This window comes from Arthrobacter sp. BG3 (assembly GCF_056680185.1).
This window is the reverse complement of record NZ_CM155270.1, coordinates 581,761-602,328: the sequence shown is the minus strand read 5'-3', so window position 1 is coordinate 602,328 and position 20,568 is coordinate 581,761. Positions and strand designations below refer to the sequence as shown.

Below are 20,568 nucleotides of genomic sequence, written 5' to 3'. Positions count from 1 at the left end.
CCGGAAGGGGCTGCCCTGGCGGAAGGGGCTGCACCGGCCATCCCGGCACCGGTCCCGCCGGCGCCCCCGGTGGTCGCCGTCGTCGGGCCAACCGGCTCCGGGAAGTCCGATCTCGCCGTCTCGCTGGCGCTGGAGCTCGGCGGCGAGGTCATCAACGCCGACTCCATGCAGTTCTACCGCGGCATGGACATCGGCACGGCCAAGATCACCGAGGCCGACCGCAGGGGAGTGCCGCACCACCTCCTTGACATCCTGGACGTGACCGAGGAGGCGAGCGTCTCGGACTTCCAGCAGCAGGCCCGGGCGATAATCGCAGACATCCACGCCCGCGGGAAGCGCGCCATCCTGGCCGGCGGCTCCGGCCTCTACGTCCGCGCCGCCCTGGACGTATTGGAATTCCCCGGCACGGACCCAGCCATCCGGCGCCGGTTGGAGGCGGAACTGGAAACCGCCGGAGCGGCGCCGCTGCGGGAGCGGCTGGAAACCGTGGACCCGGTCTCCGCCGGCCGGCTCGGGGACGCCCGCCGGATTATCCGCGCCCTCGAGGTGTTCGAACTCACCGGCAGGCCCTTCAGCTCCTTCATGCCCACCCGCGAGTACGCCCAGCCCGCAGTCCAGATCGGGCTCGAGGTGGACCGCGAGCAGCTCCGGGAGCGGCTCGCCCGCCGGGTGCACACCATGGTGGACAGCGGGCTGCTCGAGGAGGTCCGGGAGCTCGACGCCGCCGGACTCCGCCGGGGGCGGACCGCCCCGCGCGCCCTCGGCTACGCCCAGTTCCTCAAGGTCCTCGACGGCGAATCCGACGTGGCGCAGGCTGCGGAGGAAACCATCGTTGCGACCCGGCAATTTGCCCGCCGCCAGCTCACCTGGTTCCGCGCCGACCCCCGCATCCACTGGCTCGACTGGCGGGATCCGGAACTCGTGCCCAAGGCCGCCGCGCTCTGCAGCCCCGGCGCTCCGGGCCCCGACACGGCGTAGGCCCGCCGCACCGGAACGGTAACCTTGGAGCATGGACGTAACCCTGGCCGAGGCCGCTGACCGCAATCCCACCGGCGACACCGCAGCCCTCAGCGGACTCAAGTTTTCCAAAGGCCACGGCACCGGCAACGACTTCGTGCTCCTTGCCGACCCCAACGGCACCCTGGCAGTGACCCCGGAGCAGGTCGCGGCACTCTGTGACCGGCACCGCGGAATAGGCGGCGACGGACTGATCCGCGCCGTCCCGTCCCGGCTGCTCGCCGAAGGCCAGGAGCTGCTCACCCGGAACCCGGACGCCGAATGGTTCATGGACTACCGCAACGGCGACGGCTCACTGTCCGAGATGTGCGGCAACGGCGTCCGCGTCTTTGTGCACTTCCTGATCACCGAAGGCCTGGTCGAACTGCCCGCCGGCGAATCCCTGACCATTGGCACCCGGGCCGGCGCGAAGACAATCGTCCGCACCGCCGCCGGCTATGCCGTCGACATGGGCCCCTGGGAGTTCATCTTTCCGGGCGAGGCCACCGCTCGGGCCATGGATTCCCTGGTCAGCGCGGCGGGGCTGGAGGTCGCACGGCCCGCCCTCTCGGTGAGCATGGGCAATCCGCACACGGTCGTGGCGCTGGCGGAACTGGCCGAGCTGGAGGCCACGCAGCTGTTTACCGCACCCCACGTGGATCCCACCCCGGCCCACGGCACCAACGTGGAGTTCGTCGTCCCGTCCGAGCCGTTGGTCCATGACGGCGTCGGCACCATCACGATGCGCGTTCATGAGCGCGGAGTCGGGGAAACGCAGTCCTGCGGCACCGGCGCCTGCGCCGCTGCCGTCGCGATCCGGCACTGGGCCGGCCAGGGAGCCCCGGACGTCTGGAACGTCCACGTCCCGGGCGGCGTCGTCGGGGTCAAGTTCTTCCTTGGGGCAGAGGGCCACGAGCATGTCGAACTCAGCGGCCCCGCCGTGATCGTCGCTAGCGGGACGCTTTCCTGACCCGAAGGATGCGGAACGACTTCGAGGTGCTCTCGCGCGTGACCGTGAAGCTGCTGTCGAGCTCCGCTGCCAGCCAGCGCTGAAGGGAATCCGAGCCCAGGTTCTTCTGCACCACCAGCCACGCCGAGCCGCCCGGGGCCAGCCGCGGCAGCCACAGGAGCAGCAGGGCATGCAGCTCGTCCTTGCCGATCCTGATGGGCGGGTTGGACCAGATCGTGTCGAAGCGGAGCCCGGGGTCGACGGCGTCGGGCGTGCTGGCCGCGACATTGCCCAGCCCCAGGGCGGCCGCGTTTTCGTTGGTCAGGGCCACGCACCGCTCGTTGACGTCCACCGCGTAGACCTGCGCGTGCGGTGCCCGCAGGGCCATTGTCAGGGCGATCGGACCCCAGCCGCAGCCGATGTCCAGCAGCGTCCCCTGCGGGGCCGGGGCGGGCGCCTCGGCGAGCAGCACGGCCGTGCCCTTGTCGATGCCGTCCGGGCTGAAGATGCCCGAGGACGTCTGCAGCTGCCGGGTCTCACCGGCAAGCTCCACGGTCAGTGGCTTGCGGGTGAACGGCCCGGCAGGCTGGGCGCTGAAATAATGTGCGGACTCCATAACTGCCCAGATTAGTTGGCCCCCGGCCCGTAGGCGAAACCGCGGCCACGGGCCGGAGCTGGCCTTACCGTCTGCTAGTGTTAAATACATGTTCTTGAACTTCAAGTAGCCGGCACGGGTTAAATCCCGTCCCCGTAGCGACGCAGGTAGTTACCTTCCGCTCAGTGCGCCAACCCCCTCGATGATCCCGCCAGGGACCACCTGTTGGCGCCCGATCCACTTGGAGTTGGGCAGTGCCCCCCGGGGCGCGGCCGAGCGGCAGCCACTCCTCCTCAAGGCCACGCCTGTTCCCCCCATTTGCACCGCTCCCTCGCGGAGCCCACCCTGCCCCGGCGCCGCTGCCGAAGGCACCCCAGGAGACCCGGTTTGACCAATAGTCGTCAGCCCAGCGCGAATACCGCCCCACACAGCACCGATCGGCACTATTCTGAAACTGCCGAACCTCTAAAGGAGACCATGACCAGTCAGCCCAACACCGGACCCGATTCAGCAGCCCAGGACATGAGTCCTGCGGAAATCCAGGCTGTCATCGACCGGATCCTCTCCAAGGACACCCCTGCCCGGAAAGCAGCCCCGGCTGCCGGTGCACCCTCGTCGGTGCTCGGCAAGGCTCAGGCGATTTCCCGGCTGGATGAGGAACACAGCAACTATGACGGCGACCAGCAGGACCTCGCGGAACGGCACGCCCTGCGGCGTACTGCCGGGCTGTCCACCGAGCTCGAAGACGTCACCGAAGTCGAATACCGGCAGCTGCGCCTCGAGCGCGTTGTGCTGGCCGGCCTCTGGACCGAAGGCACCCTCGCCGACGCCGAGAACTCGCTCCGCGAACTCGCCGCCCTCGCCGAAACCGCCGGCTCGGAGGTCCTCGACGGGATCGTGCAGCGCCGCGCCAAGCCCGACCCCGGAACCTTCCTGGGCTCCGGCAAGGCCCAGGAGCTTAAGGACATCGTGATGTCCACCGGCGCGGACACCGTCGTCGTCGACGCCGAGCTGGCCCCGTCCCAGCGCCGCAGCCTGGAGGACATCGTCAAGGTCAAGGTCATCGACCGTACGGCCCTGATCCTGGACATCTTCGCCCAGCACGCCAAGAGCCGCGAGGGCAAGGCCCAGGTGGAGCTGGCCCAGCTCGAGTACCTCCTCCCGCGCCTGCGCGGCTGGGGCGACTCGATGTCCCGCCAGGCCGGTGGCCAGGTGGGCGGTGCCGGTGCCGGCATGGGGTCGCGTGGTCCCGGTGAAACCAAGATCGAACTGGACCGCCGCCGCATCCGCACCCGGATGGCCAAGCTGCGCCGCGAAATCGCCGCAATGAAGCCGGCCCGGGAGACCAAGCGGGCCAACCGCCGTCGTAATGCCGTGCCGTCCGTGGCGATCGCCGGGTACACCAACGCTGGCAAGTCCTCGCTGCTGAACCGGCTGACCGACGCCGGCGTCCTGGTGGAGAACGCCCTGTTCGCCACCCTGGACCCGACCGTCCGCAAGGCCGAAACCTCGGACGGACTGGGCTACACCCTCGCCGACACCGTGGGCTTTGTCCGTTCGCTGCCCACCCAGCTCGTGGAGGCATTCCGCTCCACCCTGGAGGAGGTTGCCGACGCGGACCTGATCCTGCACGTCGTGGATGTCTCCCACCCCGACCCGGAAGGCCAGATCGCCGCCGTCCGCAAGGTCTTCAGCGAAGTCGACGCACGCAAGGTTCCGGAAATCATCGTCCTGAACAAGGCCGACGCCGCTGACCCCTTCGTGATCGAACGGCTCAAGCAGCGCGAACCGCGCCACGTGGTGGTGTCGGCCCGCACCGGGGAAGGCATCCCGGAACTGCTCAAGGCCATCAGCGAGGGCATCCCGCGGCCCAGCGTGAAGCTGGAACTGATGATCCCGTACAACCGGGGTGACCTGCTCAGCAAGCTGCACGAGACCGACGCCGAGATCCTCAGCCTCGACCACGAGGAAGCGGGCACCCGCGCCGTCGTGATGGTGCGCGAGGGATTCGCCGCTGAACTGGATTCGTTCATCAGCAATGACTGAGGCAGCGGTGACCGGGGCGGAGGCGGACAGCCCAGCCAGGGACGACCCGGCCGCCGGGAAACACCCCCCGGTTAAGGGCGGCCGGACCGGCGAGGAGTTCGTCATCGAGCTCCTCGACCGGGCCGTTTCCGGCATGGGCGGCCAGAGCCGCGACGGCCAGCACGAAATGGCCCGGCAGGTGGCGCACGCGATTGACAGCGGCGACCACCTGCTGGTCCAGGCCGGAACGGGAACGGGCAAATCCCTGGCATACCTGATCCCGCTGATCGCCCATTCGCTCGTCAGCGACAAGCCCACCCTGGTCTCCACCGCCACCCTGGCCCTGCAGACCCAGATCGTCGGCCGGGACCTGCCCCGGCTGCTGAAGACCATCACCCCGGCGCTGGAACGGCCCGTCAGGATTGCCCTCGTCAAGGGCCGCTCCAACTACGTCTGCCGCCACAAGCTCGACGGCGGCTTCCCCTCGGAAGAACCCTCGGAGGGGCAGCTCTTCTCGCTCGGGGAGGACACCTCCGTGCCGCATTTCGCCGCGGCGATGGGCGGCCCGTCGTCCCAGCTCGGCAAGGAAGTGGTCCGGCTGCGCGAATGGGCCGAGGACACCGTGACGGGGGACCGGGACGAACTCCTGCCCGGGGTGACGGACCGTGCTTGGCGGCAGGTCTCCGTCACTTCCATGGAATGCCTCGGCGCGCAGAAATGCCCGCTGGCGGCCGAATGCTTCAGCGAACTGGCCCGGCAGAACGCCGCGGACGCCGACGTCGTCGTCACCAACCACGCCATGCTGGCCGTGAGCGCCTTCGAGGGCCTTGCCGTGCTGCCGGAATACGACGTCGTGGTGGTCGATGAAGCCCACGAGCTGCAGGACCGCGTGACCGGCGCCGTGTCCGGCCAGCTCTCCGTCGCGATGATCCATGCGGCCGCGTCCGGGGCCCGGAAAAACACCGGCATCACCGTGGACGCCCTGAACAACGCCGCGTCCAACCTCGAACTTGCCATTGAAGGGGTCCCCACCGGACTCATGCCCAACGGACTGAACAGCGAACAGCTGGACTGCGTCGACCAGCTGCGCGACGCCTGCCGCGCGGCACTCTCCGACTCCAAGGGCGACAGCGCCAACATGGTCGACGGCGGCCGGCAGCTCGCGCGCTCCCGCCTGATGGTGATCCTGGAACTCTGCGAACGGCTGCTTGCCGCCCGGGAAAACCGCGAAGTGGTCTGGTTCTCCCGCAACAGCACCTTCGACCCCCAGCAGGGCTACTCCCAGCCCGACGAGTCCGCCCCGGCGCTGATCAACATCGCCCCGCTCAGCGTCGCCGGACGGCTCCGCGAGGGCCTGTTCGCGGACCACACCGTCATCCTGACCTCGGCGACGCTGGCAATCGGCTCGGCTTTCGAACCGGCCGCCGGCGGCCTTGGCCTGGTCGGGCCCGGCGCCCCCAGCTGGACCGGGGTCGACGTCGGCTCCCCCTTCGAGTACCCCAAGCAGGGCATCCTGTATGTCGCCAAGCACCTGCCCAAGCCCGGCCGCGGCACGTCCCCGGAAGCCCTCGACGAGCTGGAGAAGCTGATCCGGGCCTCCGGCGGCGGCGCCCTCTGCCTGTTCTCCTCCCGGCGCGCCGCCGAGGACGCCGCCGAGGCCATGCGGCCCCGGCTGGACATGAGCATCCTCTGCCAGGGGGATTCGACCATGACCGCGCTCGTGAAACAGTTCGCCGACGAACCCGACACCTGCCTGTTCGGCACCATGTCCCTGTGGCAGGGTGTGGACGTGCCCGGGATCTCGTGCCGCCTCGTTGTGATCGACCGGATCCCGTTCCCGCGGCCCGACGATCCCCTCATGACGGCCCGGTCCCGGGCAGTGGCCCAGGCCGGCGGTAACGGCTTCATGAGTGTTTCCGCGACCCACGCCGCCATCCGGCTGGCCCAGGGTGCCGGCCGCCTGATCCGCACCACGACGGACCGGGGGGTGGTTGCGGTGCTGGACTCGCGGCTGTCCACCGAGCGCTATGGGGGATTCCTCCGCGCCGCCCTGCCGCCGTTCTGGCCCACCACCGACCCCGCGGTCGCCCTGGCGGCCCTGGCGCGGCTCTCGAAGGAATCCGGGCAGCCCGCCCCCTAGCTGGCTATAGGTCGTGTCAAGGCCGTGTCCGGGCACGACCGGTGTGCGCCCGGGAGGGCCGGGGGCGCTCGTAATTGGGTGTGGTGGCTGACGGTTTGTTGGCTGGACCGGCATGGTTCCAGACGCGCCCACGCTGACTTATCCGACCTCGGGCAATTCTCCGGGTCATCTGGCGTCGTTCGGGCTGCGGCCGGGGCGAAGGGCCGGGCGCCAAGCTAGGCGCGGCGTAACGCGTGAGCGTCCGCCATAGCTGCGGCGGCGTCTGGTCCGGCCCTTCGTCGGTTCCAGCGTCTCACCGCCGGCCGGAGTTGTGAAGTGGTTTTGGGTTGGTGCACCTCCTTGAATCCCGGAACTGGCGGCTTTCCGGCTGGCCGAATGGTGTGCCGCCGGCTTGTCGCTGTCAACGTCGTTCGTCCTCGCTGCGCTGCGGGCGCTCCATGTTGACCGCTCCCTTGCGCCGACGGCGGGATCGGCAGCTATCCGGCAAAGCCCCGGGCCCGGATGCTTACTCCCAGCGGGCGGGGTCGTAGACGACCTCGTCCCGGACCATGGCATACGCGATCCTGGTGGCGCGGTGCGCCATCGCGCAGGCGATGACACCGCCTTTCTTCCCCCGTGCCTTGAGCCCGGCGGCGTAGGCCCGGCTGGGCGGGTCAGTCAACCACAGGCCCATGCCGAGATCGATCAAGGCCCGTCGCAGCGCCACGCTGCCTTCCCTGCTGATGGATCCGTCACGTCGCTTGCCAGCGGACTCGTACTGGGTGGGTGAGAGCCCTGAGGCCCGGTAGATCTGTGAGGGCCCGGGCCAGCGCTGCGGGTCGCCCACGGCAGCGCCGTAGTTTGCGGCGCGGACCACACCCCACCCCGGGGTAGTGGTGAGCGTTGCGAACGGGCTCAGCGGCAGCAGACGGGCAAGCTCCGCTTCGGAGGCATCGATCTGCGCCGTGAGCTCCGTGACCAGCGCCAGATCCGCGGCCAGGATTTTCCGCGCCACCGCCGCGTCCACTGTGGTCAAGCGCGTCGCGGGCGGCATCGACCAACCGTTCGGCCAGCGGCTGGCGGACCTGAAGGCCGCGGACGGCCGCGAACCGGACGAAGCGGCCCGCCCCCAGCGCGGCGAGCCGCTTCGGGTCGGCGAATTCAGCGGCCACGAGCCTGCCGACCCTGGTGCCGAGGACGTCGGGCAGAGCCAGCGTCAGGCCGGGGAAGGCGCGGTCCAGCTGGCCCAGCAGTTGGTTCTTCGTCGCGGTCCGCGCCTGGACCCGGCGGGTCCGGTGCGCGGCCCACGCGCCAAGCTCACCGATCACGGCCTCACGGTCAGCGACCTCGATGCCGCGGCCGGCCAGCACCAGCTCCGTGATCGCCTCCAGATCCAAGGCATCGGTCTTGATTCGCCTGCGTCCCTGGACCCTGCGCTGTTCAGCGACATGCGCCGGATTCAGCTCCAGCACCTGCCAGCCCGCAGGCCACACGGACGGTCCCAGCAGCGGCCGGTGATAGTGCCCGGCAGCCTCTATCCCGACCTTCACCGGACCATCCGCGCCCGCCAGTCTGCTTCTGATCAGCCCGAGGACCCCCTCCAGACCCGGGCCGGTCATCTCAAAATCCACCGGACCCAACAAGCGGTGCCGGCCCGCATCGGTGACCGACAACGCAACCACCGTCTTGCCGACATCCACAGCGACAACCACAGGGAAATCAGTGGCCGCAAAGGCCTGAACAGACATAACAAACACCTCCGAAGGTATCGGGAGGGCCCCGCGGATCATTGCGTCCGGGCCCCAAGGGAATCTGATACATCCCGTCCTGACATCTCCGGAGGTGTTTGGGAAGGACTAACTCAACTCATATCAGCTGCGCAGCCGGTAATCCCGCAGCGGCCGGAAACCCGCACCAGGGGCTGTGCCGTCCCGGCACCCGGGCAGCAACGCGGAAAGGGCCCCGTCCAATGCCGGCGGGGCCCTTGCGCGCAGGTTCTCGGGGCTGCCGCCCGTTGCCCTCTACAGGGAGCGCAGCACCGAGACGACCTTGCCCATGATGACGGCGTGGTCGCCGAGGATGGGCTCGTACTGGGTGTTCTGCGGCAGCAGCCACGTGTGGCCGTCGCGCTGGCGGAACGTCTTGACTGTTGCCTCGTCATCCAGCAGCGCGGCGACAATGTCGCCGTTGAGGGCGTCGCCCTGCCGGCGGACCACCACCCAGTCACCGTCACAAATGGCGGCGTCGATCATCGAATCGCCCGCAACCCGGAGCATAAAGAGCTCACCGTGGCCCACCAGCTGGCGGGGCAGGGGCATAACGTCATCGACGACCTGGTCGGCGAGGATCGGGCCGCCGGCGGCGATGCGGCCCACGAGCGGAACCATGGCCGTATCGGTGGCGCTGGCCAGGTCCGACACGGACAGCCCGCCGATTGTGCGCAGGCCGCTGGACTTCTCCACCCCGGAAATCTTGGTGGTTCCCTCATCGAGGGTCAACGGCATCAGCACCTCCATGGCGCGCGGGCGCTTGGGGTCACGCCGCAGATAGCCGAGTTTTTCGAGCTGTGAGAGCTGGTGGGTGACGCTGGACAGGCTGGCCAGTCCGACCGTGTCGCCGATCTCGCGCATGGACGGCGGGTAGCCGTTGTCCGTCACGGAGCGCTGGATCGTCTCCAGAATCTTCTTCTGCCGGACCGTGAGGCTCTTGGGTGGCCGGGCTGCCTGCGGGCTCCGCTGCGTGGCCCTGCCGCCAGTGGCTTGTGCTGCCATGTTCGCCAACGCCTTTCCGTTCCGCCCGGCCGCCGTGGCTGCAGCTGCCGGGAACTTCCGGCCTGAAATGTCAGACCCTGCTGATCAACTGCAGAAGCGGTTGTTCTTTTACTCAAACGTAGGCCAGCCGCACAGCATTTTCAAACATTTGTTCTAGCGAGTCTCGACAATGTTCGTCAATAAGTGCTAAAACTGAACAGGCAAGGTTCGAATATGTGTTCTAGTCTGACACTGCTCGGGCACAGCACGGCGTTCGGTTCTTTGTTCGAAGGTTAGGCCGGTTGGCGGCGCGTATGTGGAGTACGCCGGGCGGCACAGTATGGTCCAGGAGGGCTCAGTTCATGTCAGCATCAAGCGCGTTTCACGACACTTTCGGCCGCGACGCATTCGGCAACTACGGCCGGCCCGACGGCGGTGCCGCCGTCAGCGGGCACATCCCGGCAGGGAGCGGAACTCAGGCACGGCCGGCCAAGGCTGCGCCGCTCCGGCTTACCCGGCGGGGACGCTTCGTCTTCATCGGTGTGCCGCTGATCCTGCTGGCCGCACTCATCCTCTCGTTCAGCGGCTTCTTCAATGCACCCGCCAAGGCTGCCGAGTCCGCCGCCGGACTGACTCCGACCCCCGCCGTCAGCGTCACGGTGCAGCCCGGTGAATCCCTCTGGGCCATCGCCGCGACCGTGGCGCCGGAGCGGGATCCCCGCGACGTCGTCGCCGACATCATCGAGCTGAACAACCTTGAGGCCGCCCGGGTCGTGCCCGGCCAGGCACTCTTCATCCCGTCCAAGTAGGGCAGTCCAACCGTCACAGTTTCAGGGCCCGCAGCGATCTCACTTAAACTAGTGAAGTGACTGACCAGTTAGAGCGCCTGAACCGACTTCCCCTCCGGACGAATCTGCGCGGCCTGACGCCATACGGCGCCCCGCAGCTGGACGTCCCCATCCTGCTCAACGTCAACGAGAACACCCATGGTGTCCCCGCCGACGTGCGCGCCGCCATCACCGAGGCCGTCACGATCGCCGCGGCCGGCCTGAACCGCTATCCGGACCGGGAATTCACCGAGCTGCGCGGGGCCCTGGCGGAATACCTTGCGCACGGGCTGGGTGCAGAGAACATCTGGGCCGCGAACGGCTCCAACGAGGTTCTCCAGCAGATCCTCCAGGCCTTCGGCGGCCCCGGCCGGACCGCTCTGGGCTTCCCTCCCACATACTCCATGTACCCGCTGCTTGCTGCCGGCACGGACACCGGGTACCTTGCCGGCGTCCGCACCGATGACTACGGCCTGAGCGCCGAGTCCGCCGCCCGCCAGGTCCGCGAACTCCAGCCGAACATCGTCTTCCTCTGCTCCCCGAACAACCCCACCGGAACCGGGCTTGGCCTGGACGTCGTGGAAGCCGTCTATGCGGCCGGTGAAGCCAGCCAGACCATCGTGATCGTCGACGAGGCCTACCACGAGTTCGCCCATGACGGCACGCCCAGCGCCCTTACCCTGCTGCCCGGCCGGGAACGGCTGATCGTCTCGCGGACCATGAGCAAGGCCTTCGCCCTGGCCGGAGCACGCATCGGCTACATGGCGGCAGCGCCGGAGGTGACGGACGCCCTGCGCCTGGTCCGGCTCCCGTACCACCTCTCGGCCATCACCCAGGCGACCGCCCTGGCGGCCCTGCACCACCGGGTGGCGCTGATGGCCGACGTCGAGGACATCAAGATCCAGCGGGACAGGATCGTGTCTGAACTGCAGCGGATGGGACTGAAGCCGGCCGCCTCCGACTCCAACTATGTCTTCTTCGGCGGCCTCGACAACCCGCAGGAAATCTGGCAGGGCCTGCTCGATGCCGGCGTGCTCATCCGGGACGTTGGCATCCCGGGGCACCTTCGCGTGACGGCCGGGACTGAGACGGAAACCACAGCCTTCCTCGAAGCCCTCGAACGGATCCTGGCCGGCCGCGCAGTGCAGCCCGCCTAGACTTAACCCAGGCCATCCACCCTGCCCTGTTCGCCGGGCACCGTCGTCATCCAAAAGGACACCCACATGAGCAACACCGGATCAGCCGCTGCCGAGGGCCGGACCGCACGCATGGAACGGACCACCAGCGAGTCATCGGTGCTGGTCGAAATCAACCTGGACGGCACCGGCGTCTCGGACATCAGCACCTCGGTCCCGTTCTACGACCACATGCTGACGGCACTGAGCAAGCACTCCCTGATCGATATGACGGTCAAGGCCACCGGCGACACTCACATTGACGTGCACCACACGGTCGAGGACGTTGCCATCACCTTCGGCGAGGTCCTGCGCACCGCGCTCGGGGACAAGGCCGGGATCCGCCGCTTCGGCGAGGCCACGGTTCCCCTCGACGAGGCCCTCGCGCACGCCGTCGTCGACGTCTCCGGCCGCCCCTACCTTGTGCACGGCGGAGAGCCTGCAGGCCAGGAGTACCACCTGATCGGCGGACACTTCACCGGTTCCCTGACCCGCCACGTTTTCGAAGCGATCACCCTGCACGCCGGAATCTGCCTGCACATGAACGTCACCGCCGGCAGGGATCCGCACCACATCGTCGAGGCCCAGTTCAAGGCGTTCGCGCGCGCCCTGCGCGCCGCCGTCGAACCGGACCCCCGGGTCAAGGGCATCCCCTCCACCAAGGGTGCCCTGTGACCGGCAAGCTGCTCAAGGACGGCGCGATTATCAACCCCGACGCCGGCAGGAAGCCGGCGTCTCCCGACGGCAAACCGACCGTCACGGTCCTCGACTACGGTTCCGGCAACGTCCGGTCCGCTGTCCGCGCCCTCGAACGTGCCGGCGCCGAGGTGATCCTCAGCTCCAAGCCGGAGGACGTGCTCAACGCCGACGGCCTCGTGGTCCCCGGCGTCGGGGCCTTTGAAACGGTGATGCGCGAACTCAAAGCCGTCGACGCCATCCGCATGATCGGCCGCCGCGTCGCCGGCGGCCGTCCCGTTCTCGCCATCTGTGTGGGCCTCCAGGTCCTGTTCGAGGCCGGCGTCGAGCATGGAACCGAAGCCGAAGGCATGGGGGAGTGGCCCGGCAAGGTCGAACTCCTCCCCGCCGACGTCGTACCGCACATGGGCTGGAACACCGTTACCGTACCGGAGGGTTCCCGGCTCTTCGCCGGGGTCGAGGACGAGCGCTTCTACTTCGTCCACTCCTACGGTGTCCAGCACTGGGACTTCGACGTGATCCAGCCGCGGATGACGGCGCCACTCGTCACCTGGTCCGAGCACGGCGCCCCCTTCATCGCGGCCGTCGAAAACGGTCCGTTGTGCGCCACGCAGTTCCACCCCGAGAAGTCCGGCGACGCCGGGGCCCGCCTGCTGCGCAACTGGGTGGAATGCCTGCGCGGTGGCTCCCAGACCCCGGAAGCGCAAACTCTGGAAACCCGAATCCCGGAAGCCCGGACCCCGGAAGCCCTCACCCCGGAAGCCGGGACCGCCTAGATGGTGTGGTCCGTAGTGCTGATGGGGCTCGCCGGCCTGCTGGTCGGCGGAGGGCTGTCATTCCGCCAGCAGAAAAGCCCCCGCTGGGTCCAGATCGTGTTCTATGTCCTGGCCGGGATGGCGCTGCTCGCCGCTTACCTCCTGACGCTGCCTGCCGCCTGACCCGCCACGGCGCCCCCAACCCCCTCCCGTCCCTGAAGAGCTGAGGATCCACCATGACCACCGAAACCCCGCTGCCCGTGCTGGAACTGCTTCCCGCCGTCGACGTCGTCAACGGCCAGGCCGTCCGTCTCGTCCAGGGCGAAGCCGGCAGCGAAACGAGCTACGGCACACCCTTGGAAGCCGCACTTAACTGGCAGCAGCAGGGCGCGGAATGGGTTCACCTCGTCGACCTCGATGCAGCCTTCGGCCGGGGGTCCAACGCTGAACTGCTCCGCGAGGTGGTCGGCCGCCTTGACATCAAGGTGGAGCTCTCCGGCGGCCTGCGCGACGACGAGTCGCTGGAGAACGCCCTTGCCCTCGGCGTCGCCCGCGTCAACCTGGGCACCGCGGCACTGGAGAACCCCGAGTGGACCGCCCGGGTGATCGAGCGCTTCGGCGACAAAATCGCCGTCGGGCTCGACGTCCGCGGCACGACGCTCGCCGGCCGCGGCTGGACCAAGGAGGGCGGTGACCTGTGGGACGTCCTCGGACGCCTCGAAGAGGCCGGCTGCGCCCGCTACGTCGTCACCGACGTCACCAAGGACGGCACGCTCCAGGGACCCAACGTGGAACTGCTGCGCCAGATGGTGGAAAAGACCGGCAAGCCCGTGGTCGCCTCCGGCGGGATCTCCAGCCTGGAGGACCTCCTGGTGCTGCGCTCCCTCGTGCCGCTCGGCGTCGAAGGAGCCATCGTGGGCAAGGCCCTGTACAACGGCAACTTCACGCTGCCCCAGGCACTCGACGCCGCCGGCCGCCGCTAGCAGGCCCGCAGCATGGAGCACCAGCCAGCCGGTCACGGCGCCGCTGACAGCACTTCCCCCGCACGCCACCTGCCCGGCCACATCGCGGCGGCCCTCGCCGGCGCGGGCGGGGCGGCCGACTCGGCCGGCCGGCCCTGGGCCGGCCGCAGCCTCAGCGGGGACGACGCCAGGATCCACAATTTCGAGGACGACGACGGCGCGGCCGACGCCGGATACCTCGCCGCGCTGGCGGCCCTCGCAGCCGGCGACGGCGACGAGGCCGCGGTGGTGGCCTCGCTGGCCACGGCGCGGGTCTTTGTGCCGATCCTGGCCACGCTCGCCGAAGAAGGCGAAGGCGCCGGCGGGCTGCACGCCGACAAACAGGCCGATATGGCCCTCGTGACGCTGAAGGCCCCGGACGGCCGGACGGCGATGCCCGTCTTCACCTCCGCCGCGTCGCTCGCGGCCTGGCACCCGGAGGCCCGCCCGGTGGCCGTCTACGCTGCCCGCGCGGCACTCTCCGCGGTCGCTGAGGGCGCGGAACTGCTTGTGCTCGACCCGGGATCCCCGGTCACCTTCGTCGTGCGCCGGCCCGCGGTTTGGGCCCTCGCGCAGCAGCGGGACTGGACGCCGTCGTACGCTGATCCCGAGCTCGCCCGGAGCCTCGGTGAGGCCGCGGCTGGCTTTCCCGCCGTCCGGCGTGTTGAAATTCATCCAGGCGGTGGCGTCGCCTCGATGGCGGCCGATGGACGGCATCTCCCGGGCGGAGGCTCCGGCCCGGAACTGCGGGTGCTGCTCTATCTTGAAGACGGACTCGACGCCGCCGGCGTCCAGTCCTTGGTGTCCGGTCTCAACGATGCCTGGGCACGGAATGAAGTATTTGCTGAGCGCGTTGACTCGATCGAGGTCAAACTGCAGCGCGCAGCACCGTAGCTGACGGCCAGCGGGGGAGATCCTGGTGCTGCCGGTGGCAGTATCAAAAAGGATGTAGTCCGTGAACTTCGCGCTTTACCGGGAGCTGCTGGCCGTGCGGCCGATCAGGCGGCTCCTGCTGGTGGGCATGGTTGCCCGCATACCGCACTCCGCGGCCGGGGTCCTGCTGACCCTGCACATCGTCCTGGCCCTCGGCCAGGGCTACGCGGCCGCCGGGGCCGCTGCGGCCGTGATGACCATTGGCATTGCCGTCGGGGCGCCCTGGCGCGGCCGGCGCGTCGACACCGTGGGCCTCCGCCGTGCCCTCATACCGTCAGTCATTTCAGAGACTGTCATCTGGTCGGTCGTACCGCACGTGTCCTACGAGGCGCTGCTGCCGCTCGTCTTTGTCGGCGGCCTGCTGACGCTGCCGATCTTCAGCGTTGTGCGCCAGTCCCTCGGCGTCCTCGCCACGGGGGAGCAGCGCCGCACCGCCTTTGCCCTCGACGCCATCTCCACCGAACTGGTCTTTATGATCGGCCCCGCCGCCGGCGCAATTGTTGCCACCGCCGGATTCTCGGTCCTGGGGCTGACCATCGTCGGCATTGCCACCTCCGTGTCCGGGCTCGCCCTGATGTGGTTCAACCCGCCCACCCGCAGCGCCGAGTCCGACGCCGAATCCGACGTTGTGTTCGTCTCAAGCCAGCAGGAAGCTGCCGAGGTTGCCGTCGTCGCTGCTGCCCCGGCCCACTTGAACGAAGCTGCCGCCGAGTTCGCCCCGCTCGCCGCTGCCGGGGAACGGCGGCAGGAACGTGCCGGGTTGCGGCACAAGGTCATTCACAATTTCGCCTGGTTCACCGCCGCCGTGGCCGCCGTCTTCGCCGTCGCAGCCGGCGCGGGCATGGTGCTCAGCGGCACCGACGTCGGAATCGTCGCCGCGCTCGAAACCGGCGGCCACCAGGCCGAGATCGGGCTGGTGTTCCTCTTCTGGTGCGCGGCCTCGGTGGTCGGCGGACTGATCTACGGCGCCATGCACCGGCCAATCTCGCCGGTCCTGCTGCTGCTCGGCATGTCGGCCCTGACGATCCCAATGGCCTTCGCGCAGGACACCTGGACGCTCAGCCTGCTCTCGCTCCTGCCCGGCCTGTTGTGCGCACCGGTGCTGTCGGCAGCCTCGGAACGGGTGGCCGAACTTGTCGAGGAGCGCCGCCGCGGTGAGGCTATGGGCTGGTACGGCTCGGCCCTCACCGGCGGCGTCGCCCTCGGCGCACCGCTCGCCGGAGTCTTCATCGATGGCATCGGCCCCTCGTCGGGCTTCGTCGCCGTAGGGGTTGGCGGCGTGCTGCTGTGCCTTCTGGGACTCGTGCTGCAGCACCGGCGCCGGCGCCGGCTCGCGGCCTGAGCGGCGGTGCTGTCTGGGGCGGCAAGAGCGTTAACGCAGGCGGCGGCCGGACCGAAAGGGTCCGCCCGCCGCCTGCGTTGTGGCTGGATAGCTGGTGGTGCTTAGTTGACCGGGCCGGTGTACTTCTCGCCCGGGCCCTTGCCCGGGGCGTCCGGGATGATGGATTCCTCGCGGAAGGCAAGCTGCAGGGACCGCAGTCCGTCGCGCAACGGTCCGGCATGCTGGGAACCGATCTCGGGCGCTGCGGCGGTGACCAGGCCGGCGAGGGCGGTGATCAGCTTGCGGGCCTCGTCGAGGTCCTTGAGCTCTTCGGCGTTCTCTTCGGCGGCGAGGCCAAGCTTCACGGCGGCGGCACTCATGAGGTGCACGGCGGCGGTGGTGATGACCTCGATCGCGGGCACCTCGGAGATGTCGCGGATCTGCTGTGAGACGTCGCCCTGGGCGTCGGCTGGCTCGTAAACATGTGAATTGCTATCTGAAGTGCTCATGCTGGTAAGCTTGTCACAGACCGACTGATAGTCGTTATTTCACAGTTATTGTCCTGGAAGTTATGTCTCCGCAGTTGTACTGCGGGGAGTTGGCTCCCGGTGCCCGTCCGCAACCAACATGCCCGTCATGCAGGTGCGCCGGACGGGATTTCTTCTGTAGAATCGACTTCAGTTTGCAAGCGGAGTTCTCTCCCACCCGCGTCAGCCGCTCTCCTTCGGGAAGCTTCGCAAGAAGCAAGGTTGCCGGGTACCTGGTCGGGCATTCTTCCCGGGCATCAGCCCGGCGGGATGTATGCCGCCTCACCTGAGGCAGGCAGTACCGATCTTCGAGGCCTTCGATTGCTCCGGCAATTGGAGGCCTTCTCTTTTTGCCGGTTGAATACCCCTCACGAACACAGGAGCTTTAACATTAGCGAGCCAAGAATCAATGAGCGTATCCGCGTCCCCGAGGTGCGGCTGGTCGGCCCTGCAGGCGAGCAAGTAGGCGTTGTCCGTATTGAGGATGCCCTGCGTTTGGCTGCCGAGTCCGATCTTGATCTCGTTGAAGTTGCACCGCAGGCCAAGCCTCCGGTGTGCAAGCTGATGGACTTCGGCAAGTACAAGTACGAAGCCGCCGTCAAGGCACGTGAGGCCCGGAAGAACCAGACCAACACGGTCCTGAAGGAAATCCGCTTCCGCCTGAAGATCGACACCCACGACTACGAGACGAAGCGCGGCCACGCGCTCCGCTTCCTCGGCGCCGGTGACAAGGTCAAGGCCATGATCCAGTTCCGCGGCCGTGAGCAGCAGCGCCCCGAGATGGGCATCCGCCTGCTCCAGCGCTTCGCCGACGACGTCTCCGAAGTTGGCGTGGTGGAATCCAGCCCGCGCATCGATGGCCGCAACATGGTCATGGTGGTCGGTCCCCTGAAGAACAAGGCAGAAGCCAAGGCTGAGGCCCGCCGCGCATCGCAGCGTGCGGAATCCAAGGCCGAGAATGAAGCCAGGGCTACGGGCGGCGGTCGTGTTGACACCTCCGGTCCCGAGGCGCCCCTGACGCAGTCGCTTGCCGATCTGTTGCCGGAGGGCTACCAGGTCCGGACTGAGGCGCCCGAGGCTGAGGTAACCGCAACGGAAGCCCCCGCGGCCGAGGCAGCTGCGGCTGTCGAGACCCCGGCCGAGACCGCTGCAGTCGAAGAGACTGTGGTTGCGGAGGCCCCGGCCGCCAAGATCGCGGAAGCACCGGCAGCGAAGGCTCCCGTCCAGGAAGCGCCGAAGCAGGAGGCCCCCAAGGCTCCCAAGGCCGCCCCGAAGCGTGAGGCCCCGAAGGCTGAAGCTGCGAAGGCCGCTGCGAGGCCGGCAGCAGCCAAGGCGCCCGCGGCGCCCAAGGCCGCCGCCAAGGCTCCGGAAGCCGCCAAGGTTCCTGAGGCCAAGACGGCCGCTCCGGCGGCAGCGCCGAAGCCGGTTGCTGCCCCGAAGCCGGTCCCGCGTCCCGCGGCGCCGAAGCCTGCCGCACGGCCGGCTGCTCCGAAGGCCGCTGCCAAGCCGGGCACCAAGAAGACCAACTAGCTCAGGGCTGCCGGACAGCAATGTCCGGCAGCAAGAAACCAGCACGCCGCCCGCAGGGGCGGCTGCACGAAAGACTGCAGACACTGTCTGCGGATACGTAAGGAGATCGGTTCCCATGCCGAAGATGAAGACCCACAGTGGTGCTAAGAAGCGCTTCAAGCTGACCGGCAGCGGCAAGCTGCGCCGCCAGCAGGCTAACCGCCGCCACTACCTCGAGCACAAGTCCTCCAGGCTGACCCGCCGCCTCGCCGGCGACAAGATCGTCTTCAAGGGCGACGCCAAGGTCATCCGGAAGATGCTCGGCATCTAAGTTCCAAGTTCTCTGATTGTTGCCACCTGGCAGCAGTCAACTACCAAAAAGGCTTCTCAGGCCAGCCGGTTGTTCCGGCAGTAGATGCTTGGGATCAGTAATTCTAAGGAGTACGCACGTGGCACGTGTGAAGAGGGCGGTCAACGCCCACAAGAAGCGCCGGGTTATCCTTGAACGCGCAAAGGGCTACCGTGGACAGCGTTCACGTCTGTACCGCAAGGCCAAAGAGCAGCTGCTGCACTCGTTTGTGTACAGCTACGGCGACCGCAAGAAGAAAAAGGGCGATTTCCGCCGCCTGTGGATCCAGCGCATCAACGCTGCATCCCGCGCCAACGGCCTGACTTACAACCGTCTGATCCAGGGCCTCAAGGCCGCTGAGGTCGAGGTTGACCGCCGGATGCTGGCCGAGCTGGCCGTTTCTGACGCCAACGCCTTCGCCGCGCTGGTCCAGATCGCCAAGGATGCCCTGCCCGCCGACACGTCCGCTCCGGCCGTACAGGTTGAGGCTGCACCGGCCGAGACGAAGCCGGCTGTCAAGAAGGCCGCCGTGAAGAAGCCGGCTGCCAAGAAGGCCGCCGCTGCTGAGGCTGCAGAGTAGTACCTGAAGTAGTCCACGGACTGCGTTGTTCAAGAACCGGCTGCAAAAGCTACTAAGGTTCTTGTATGAATGAAACCGGGCGCCCGCAAGATCTTCCACTTTCCAACCCCCGAGCTGATCGGGTAAGGAAGGTGGCACAACTTGCCGGGCGCCCGGCCCGTTTAAAGCGCAGCGAGTTCCTGGCGGAGGGCCCGCAGGCCGTCCGGGAGGCCCTGGCCCTGCACCAGAAACGGATTGCCGCGGGGGAGCCGGGCATCGTCTATGAGGTCTATGCGAGCGAGGCGTGCCTGGACCGGCACCCTGACCTGGAAGCACTTGCGGAGGGCACCACCGCCTTCCTCGCCACCGACGAAGTGCTGGCCGCCATGGCGGACACCGTGACCCCGCAGGGCATTCTTGCGGTCTGCGGGTTCCTGGATGTCAGCCTGGAGCAGGTGCTCGACGCCGGCCCGCGGCTGGTTGCCGTGCTGTGTGAGGTCCGTGATCCAGGCAACGCTGGCACGGTGCTGCGGGCAGCGGACGCGGCCGGTGCGGACGCCGTCATCCTGACCGCATCCAGCGTCGACATCTACAACCCCAAGGCCGTGCGCTCGACGGCGGGGTCCCTCTTCCACCTGCCGGTGGTGCTTGGCGCCGATATCGGGGAGCTGGTGGCCCGCTGCAAGGAACGCGGCATCGGGGTCCTCGCGGCGGACGGGCAAGGCCAGCTGAACCTGGACCGGCTGCAGGACCAGAACGCGGCCCGCCGGCTGGGCGCGCCGGCCGGGGACTCCGAGTACGCGCTCGAGAATCCGACCGCGTGGCTCTTTGGCAACGAGGCCCAGGGCCTGTCCGAGGAAGAACTGGCCCTGGCCGACCACCGGGTGGCCGTGCCGGTCTACGGTGCCGCCGAGAGCCTCAACCTCGGGACCGCGGCGACGGTCTGCCTGTACGCCAGCGCCCGTTCACAGCAGGATCGCGGAAACCCGCCCCGCTAGCTTCGCACCCACCCAGCTAGCTTCGCACCGGCCCGCTAGCTGCGCAGGCGGCCTGCAGCGGGTCCCGGCACCGGGGCAAGAAAATACGGCGGGGGTCCACCGAAAGGTGGGCCCCCGCCGTCGTTGCTGCCACGGCTCCCTGCACCCGCGGGTGCAGGGCCGGTGGACGGCGTCGTTACGTGGTCTTGTTGCGTCCTGTGATGGCGCCGTATGCAAGGGCTACCACCAGGCCGCCGACGATGGCTAGGAGCCAGGAACCGAGATTCCAGAATTCCATCTTGCCGCCGCCGAACAGCAGGTCGCCGATCCAGCCGCCAACCACTGCCCCGACTACGCCGAGGACGAGGCTGGTGACCCAGCCGCCGCCGACCCTGCCAGGCATAAGGGCCTTTACGATTGCACCTACTATGAGTCCGAGAATGATCCAGCCAAGAAAGCCCATTACTCCTCCTACATATTCGTCGGCATTCAAATGGTGAATCCC

Annotated in this window: 21 protein-coding genes and 1 pseudogene; 16 read left to right on the top strand and 6 right to left on the bottom strand. The window is 68.2% G+C overall.

Features of this window, described 5'->3' with window-relative positions; all coding sequences use genetic code 11:
• The first annotated feature begins 39 nt into the window (after window positions 1-39).
• Both miaA and dapF read left to right on the top strand, forming a co-directional pair.
• Window positions 40-978, top strand: a complete 939-nt coding sequence (gene miaA / locus AC1MFL_RS02720) for a tRNA (adenosine(37)-N6)-dimethylallyltransferase MiaA (RefSeq protein WP_479815277.1) — start codon at window positions 40-42, stop codon at window positions 976-978.
• 31 nt (window positions 979-1,009) lie between these two features.
• Window positions 1,010-1,966 (top strand): diaminopimelate epimerase, encoded by a 957-nt coding sequence (gene dapF / locus AC1MFL_RS02715; protein ID WP_479813273.1) that lies wholly within the window; start codon window positions 1,010-1,012, stop codon window positions 1,964-1,966.
• Here dapF and AC1MFL_RS02710 read toward each other — a convergent pair.
• Window positions 1,947-2,561, bottom strand: a complete 615-nt coding sequence (locus AC1MFL_RS02710) for a class I SAM-dependent methyltransferase (protein ID WP_479813272.1) — start codon at window positions 2,559-2,561, stop codon at window positions 1,947-1,949. The genes dapF and AC1MFL_RS02710 overlap by 20 nt on opposite strands.
• 456 nt (window positions 2,562-3,017) lie before the next feature.
• On the opposite strand from AC1MFL_RS02710, the gene hflX reads away from it, so the two are divergent.
• Together hflX and AC1MFL_RS02700 are read left to right on the top strand one after the other, a co-directional pair.
• The gene (hflX, locus tag AC1MFL_RS02705) at window positions 3,018-4,586 is read left to right on the top strand and encodes a GTPase HflX (protein WP_479813270.1); all 1,569 of its coding nucleotides are present in this window, start codon (window positions 3,018-3,020) and stop codon (window positions 4,584-4,586) included.
• Window positions 4,579-6,705, top strand: coding sequence for an ATP-dependent DNA helicase (locus AC1MFL_RS02700; protein ID WP_479813268.1), 2,127 nt, complete (start codon window positions 4,579-4,581; stop codon window positions 6,703-6,705). The genes hflX and AC1MFL_RS02700 overlap by 8 nt, the downstream gene beginning before the upstream one ends.
• Before the next feature lie 505 nt (window positions 6,706-7,210).
• Here AC1MFL_RS02700 and AC1MFL_RS02695 read toward each other — a convergent pair.
• The 3 genes and pseudogenes from AC1MFL_RS02695 to lexA form a co-directional block, all read right to left on the bottom strand.
• Window positions 7,211-7,738: a transposase gene (locus AC1MFL_RS02695; RefSeq protein ID WP_479813266.1), complete on the bottom strand. Its 528-nt coding sequence runs from the start codon at window positions 7,736-7,738 to the stop codon at window positions 7,211-7,213.
• A gap of 181 nt (window positions 7,739-7,919) precedes the next feature.
• Window positions 7,920-8,432 (bottom strand): annotated as a pseudogene (locus AC1MFL_RS02690) (IS110 family transposase); the annotation flags it as partial.
• A 273-nt stretch (window positions 8,433-8,705) separates the two neighbouring features.
• The gene (gene lexA / locus AC1MFL_RS02685; RefSeq protein WP_479813264.1) at window positions 8,706-9,455 is read right to left on the bottom strand and encodes a transcriptional repressor LexA; all 750 of its coding nucleotides are present in this window, start codon (window positions 9,453-9,455) and stop codon (window positions 8,706-8,708) included.
• 341 nt (window positions 9,456-9,796) lie between these two features.
• Between lexA and AC1MFL_RS02680 the strand changes: the two genes are divergently transcribed.
• The 8 genes from AC1MFL_RS02680 (at window position 9,797) to AC1MFL_RS02645 (ending at window position 16,163) form a co-directional block, all read left to right on the top strand.
• Entirely contained in the window at window positions 9,797-10,243 is a 447-nt protein-coding gene (locus AC1MFL_RS02680) for a LysM peptidoglycan-binding domain-containing protein (protein ID WP_479813262.1), read from the top strand.
• A gap of 56 nt (window positions 10,244-10,299) precedes the next feature.
• The gene (locus AC1MFL_RS02675) at window positions 10,300-11,418 is read left to right on the top strand and encodes a histidinol-phosphate transaminase (protein WP_479813260.1); all 1,119 of its coding nucleotides are present in this window, start codon (window positions 10,300-10,302) and stop codon (window positions 11,416-11,418) included.
• A gap of 66 nt (window positions 11,419-11,484) precedes the next feature.
• Entirely contained in the window at window positions 11,485-12,111 is a 627-nt protein-coding gene (gene hisB, locus AC1MFL_RS02670; RefSeq protein ID WP_479813258.1) for an imidazoleglycerol-phosphate dehydratase HisB, read from the top strand.
• A complete protein-coding gene (hisH, locus tag AC1MFL_RS02665; RefSeq protein WP_479813256.1) occupies window positions 12,108-12,908 on the top strand; it encodes an imidazole glycerol phosphate synthase subunit HisH in 801 nt (266 codons plus the stop codon). Before hisB ends, hisH begins: the two co-directional genes overlap by 4 nt.
• Window positions 12,909-13,070: a hypothetical protein gene (locus AC1MFL_RS02660; RefSeq protein ID WP_226761165.1), complete on the top strand. Its 162-nt coding sequence runs from the start codon at window positions 12,909-12,911 to the stop codon at window positions 13,068-13,070. It abuts the gene before it with no gap.
• 53 nt (window positions 13,071-13,123) lie between these two features.
• Window positions 13,124-13,870 carry a bifunctional 1-(5-phosphoribosyl)-5-((5-phosphoribosylamino)methylideneamino)imidazole-4-carboxamide isomerase/phosphoribosylanthranilate isomerase PriA gene (priA, locus tag AC1MFL_RS02655; protein WP_479813254.1) on the top strand — a complete coding sequence of 249 codons (747 nt, stop codon included), beginning with the start codon at window positions 13,124-13,126 and terminating at the stop codon, window positions 13,868-13,870.
• A 12-nt stretch (window positions 13,871-13,882) separates the two neighbouring features.
• On the top strand, window positions 13,883-14,782 hold the full coding sequence (locus tag AC1MFL_RS02650) for an SseB family protein (protein ID WP_479813252.1): 900 nt from the start codon (window positions 13,883-13,885) through the stop codon (window positions 14,780-14,782).
• A gap of 61 nt (window positions 14,783-14,843) precedes the next feature.
• Window positions 14,844-16,163: an MFS transporter gene (locus AC1MFL_RS02645; protein ID WP_479813251.1), complete on the top strand. Its 1,320-nt coding sequence runs from the start codon at window positions 14,844-14,846 to the stop codon at window positions 16,161-16,163.
• 101 nt (window positions 16,164-16,264) lie between these two features.
• Here the strand turns inward: AC1MFL_RS02645 and AC1MFL_RS02640 are convergent, their stop codons facing one another.
• On the bottom strand, window positions 16,265-16,651 hold the full coding sequence (locus AC1MFL_RS02640; protein WP_479813249.1) for a DUF1844 domain-containing protein: 387 nt from the start codon (window positions 16,649-16,651) through the stop codon (window positions 16,265-16,267).
• Between the two features lie 450 nt (window positions 16,652-17,101).
• Here AC1MFL_RS02640 and infC point away from each other — a divergent pair, with 450 nt between their 5' ends.
• The 4 genes from infC (at window position 17,102) to AC1MFL_RS02620 (ending at window position 20,084) form a co-directional block, all read left to right on the top strand.
• Window positions 17,102-18,199 carry a translation initiation factor IF-3 gene (gene infC, locus AC1MFL_RS02635; RefSeq protein ID WP_479815275.1) on the top strand — a complete coding sequence of 366 codons (1,098 nt, stop codon included), beginning with the start codon at window positions 17,102-17,104 and terminating at the stop codon, window positions 18,197-18,199.
• A 115-nt stretch (window positions 18,200-18,314) separates the two neighbouring features.
• Window positions 18,315-18,509: a 50S ribosomal protein L35 gene (rpmI, locus tag AC1MFL_RS02630; protein WP_009358635.1), complete on the top strand. Its 195-nt coding sequence runs from the start codon at window positions 18,315-18,317 to the stop codon at window positions 18,507-18,509.
• 118 nt (window positions 18,510-18,627) lie between these two features.
• Window positions 18,628-19,107: a 50S ribosomal protein L20 gene (gene rplT / locus AC1MFL_RS02625; RefSeq protein ID WP_479813247.1), complete on the top strand. Its 480-nt coding sequence runs from the start codon at window positions 18,628-18,630 to the stop codon at window positions 19,105-19,107.
• Window positions 19,108-19,172: 65 nt separating this feature from the next.
• Window positions 19,173-20,084, top strand: coding sequence for a TrmH family RNA methyltransferase (locus AC1MFL_RS02620; RefSeq protein ID WP_479813246.1), 912 nt, complete (start codon window positions 19,173-19,175; stop codon window positions 20,082-20,084).
• 175 nt (window positions 20,085-20,259) lie between these two features.
• On the opposite strand, the gene AC1MFL_RS02615 is transcribed toward AC1MFL_RS02620, so the two are convergent.
• Entirely contained in the window at window positions 20,260-20,526 is a 267-nt protein-coding gene (locus AC1MFL_RS02615) for a GlsB/YeaQ/YmgE family stress response membrane protein (protein ID WP_479813245.1), read from the bottom strand.
• Window positions 20,527-20,568 lie beyond the last annotated feature (42 nt).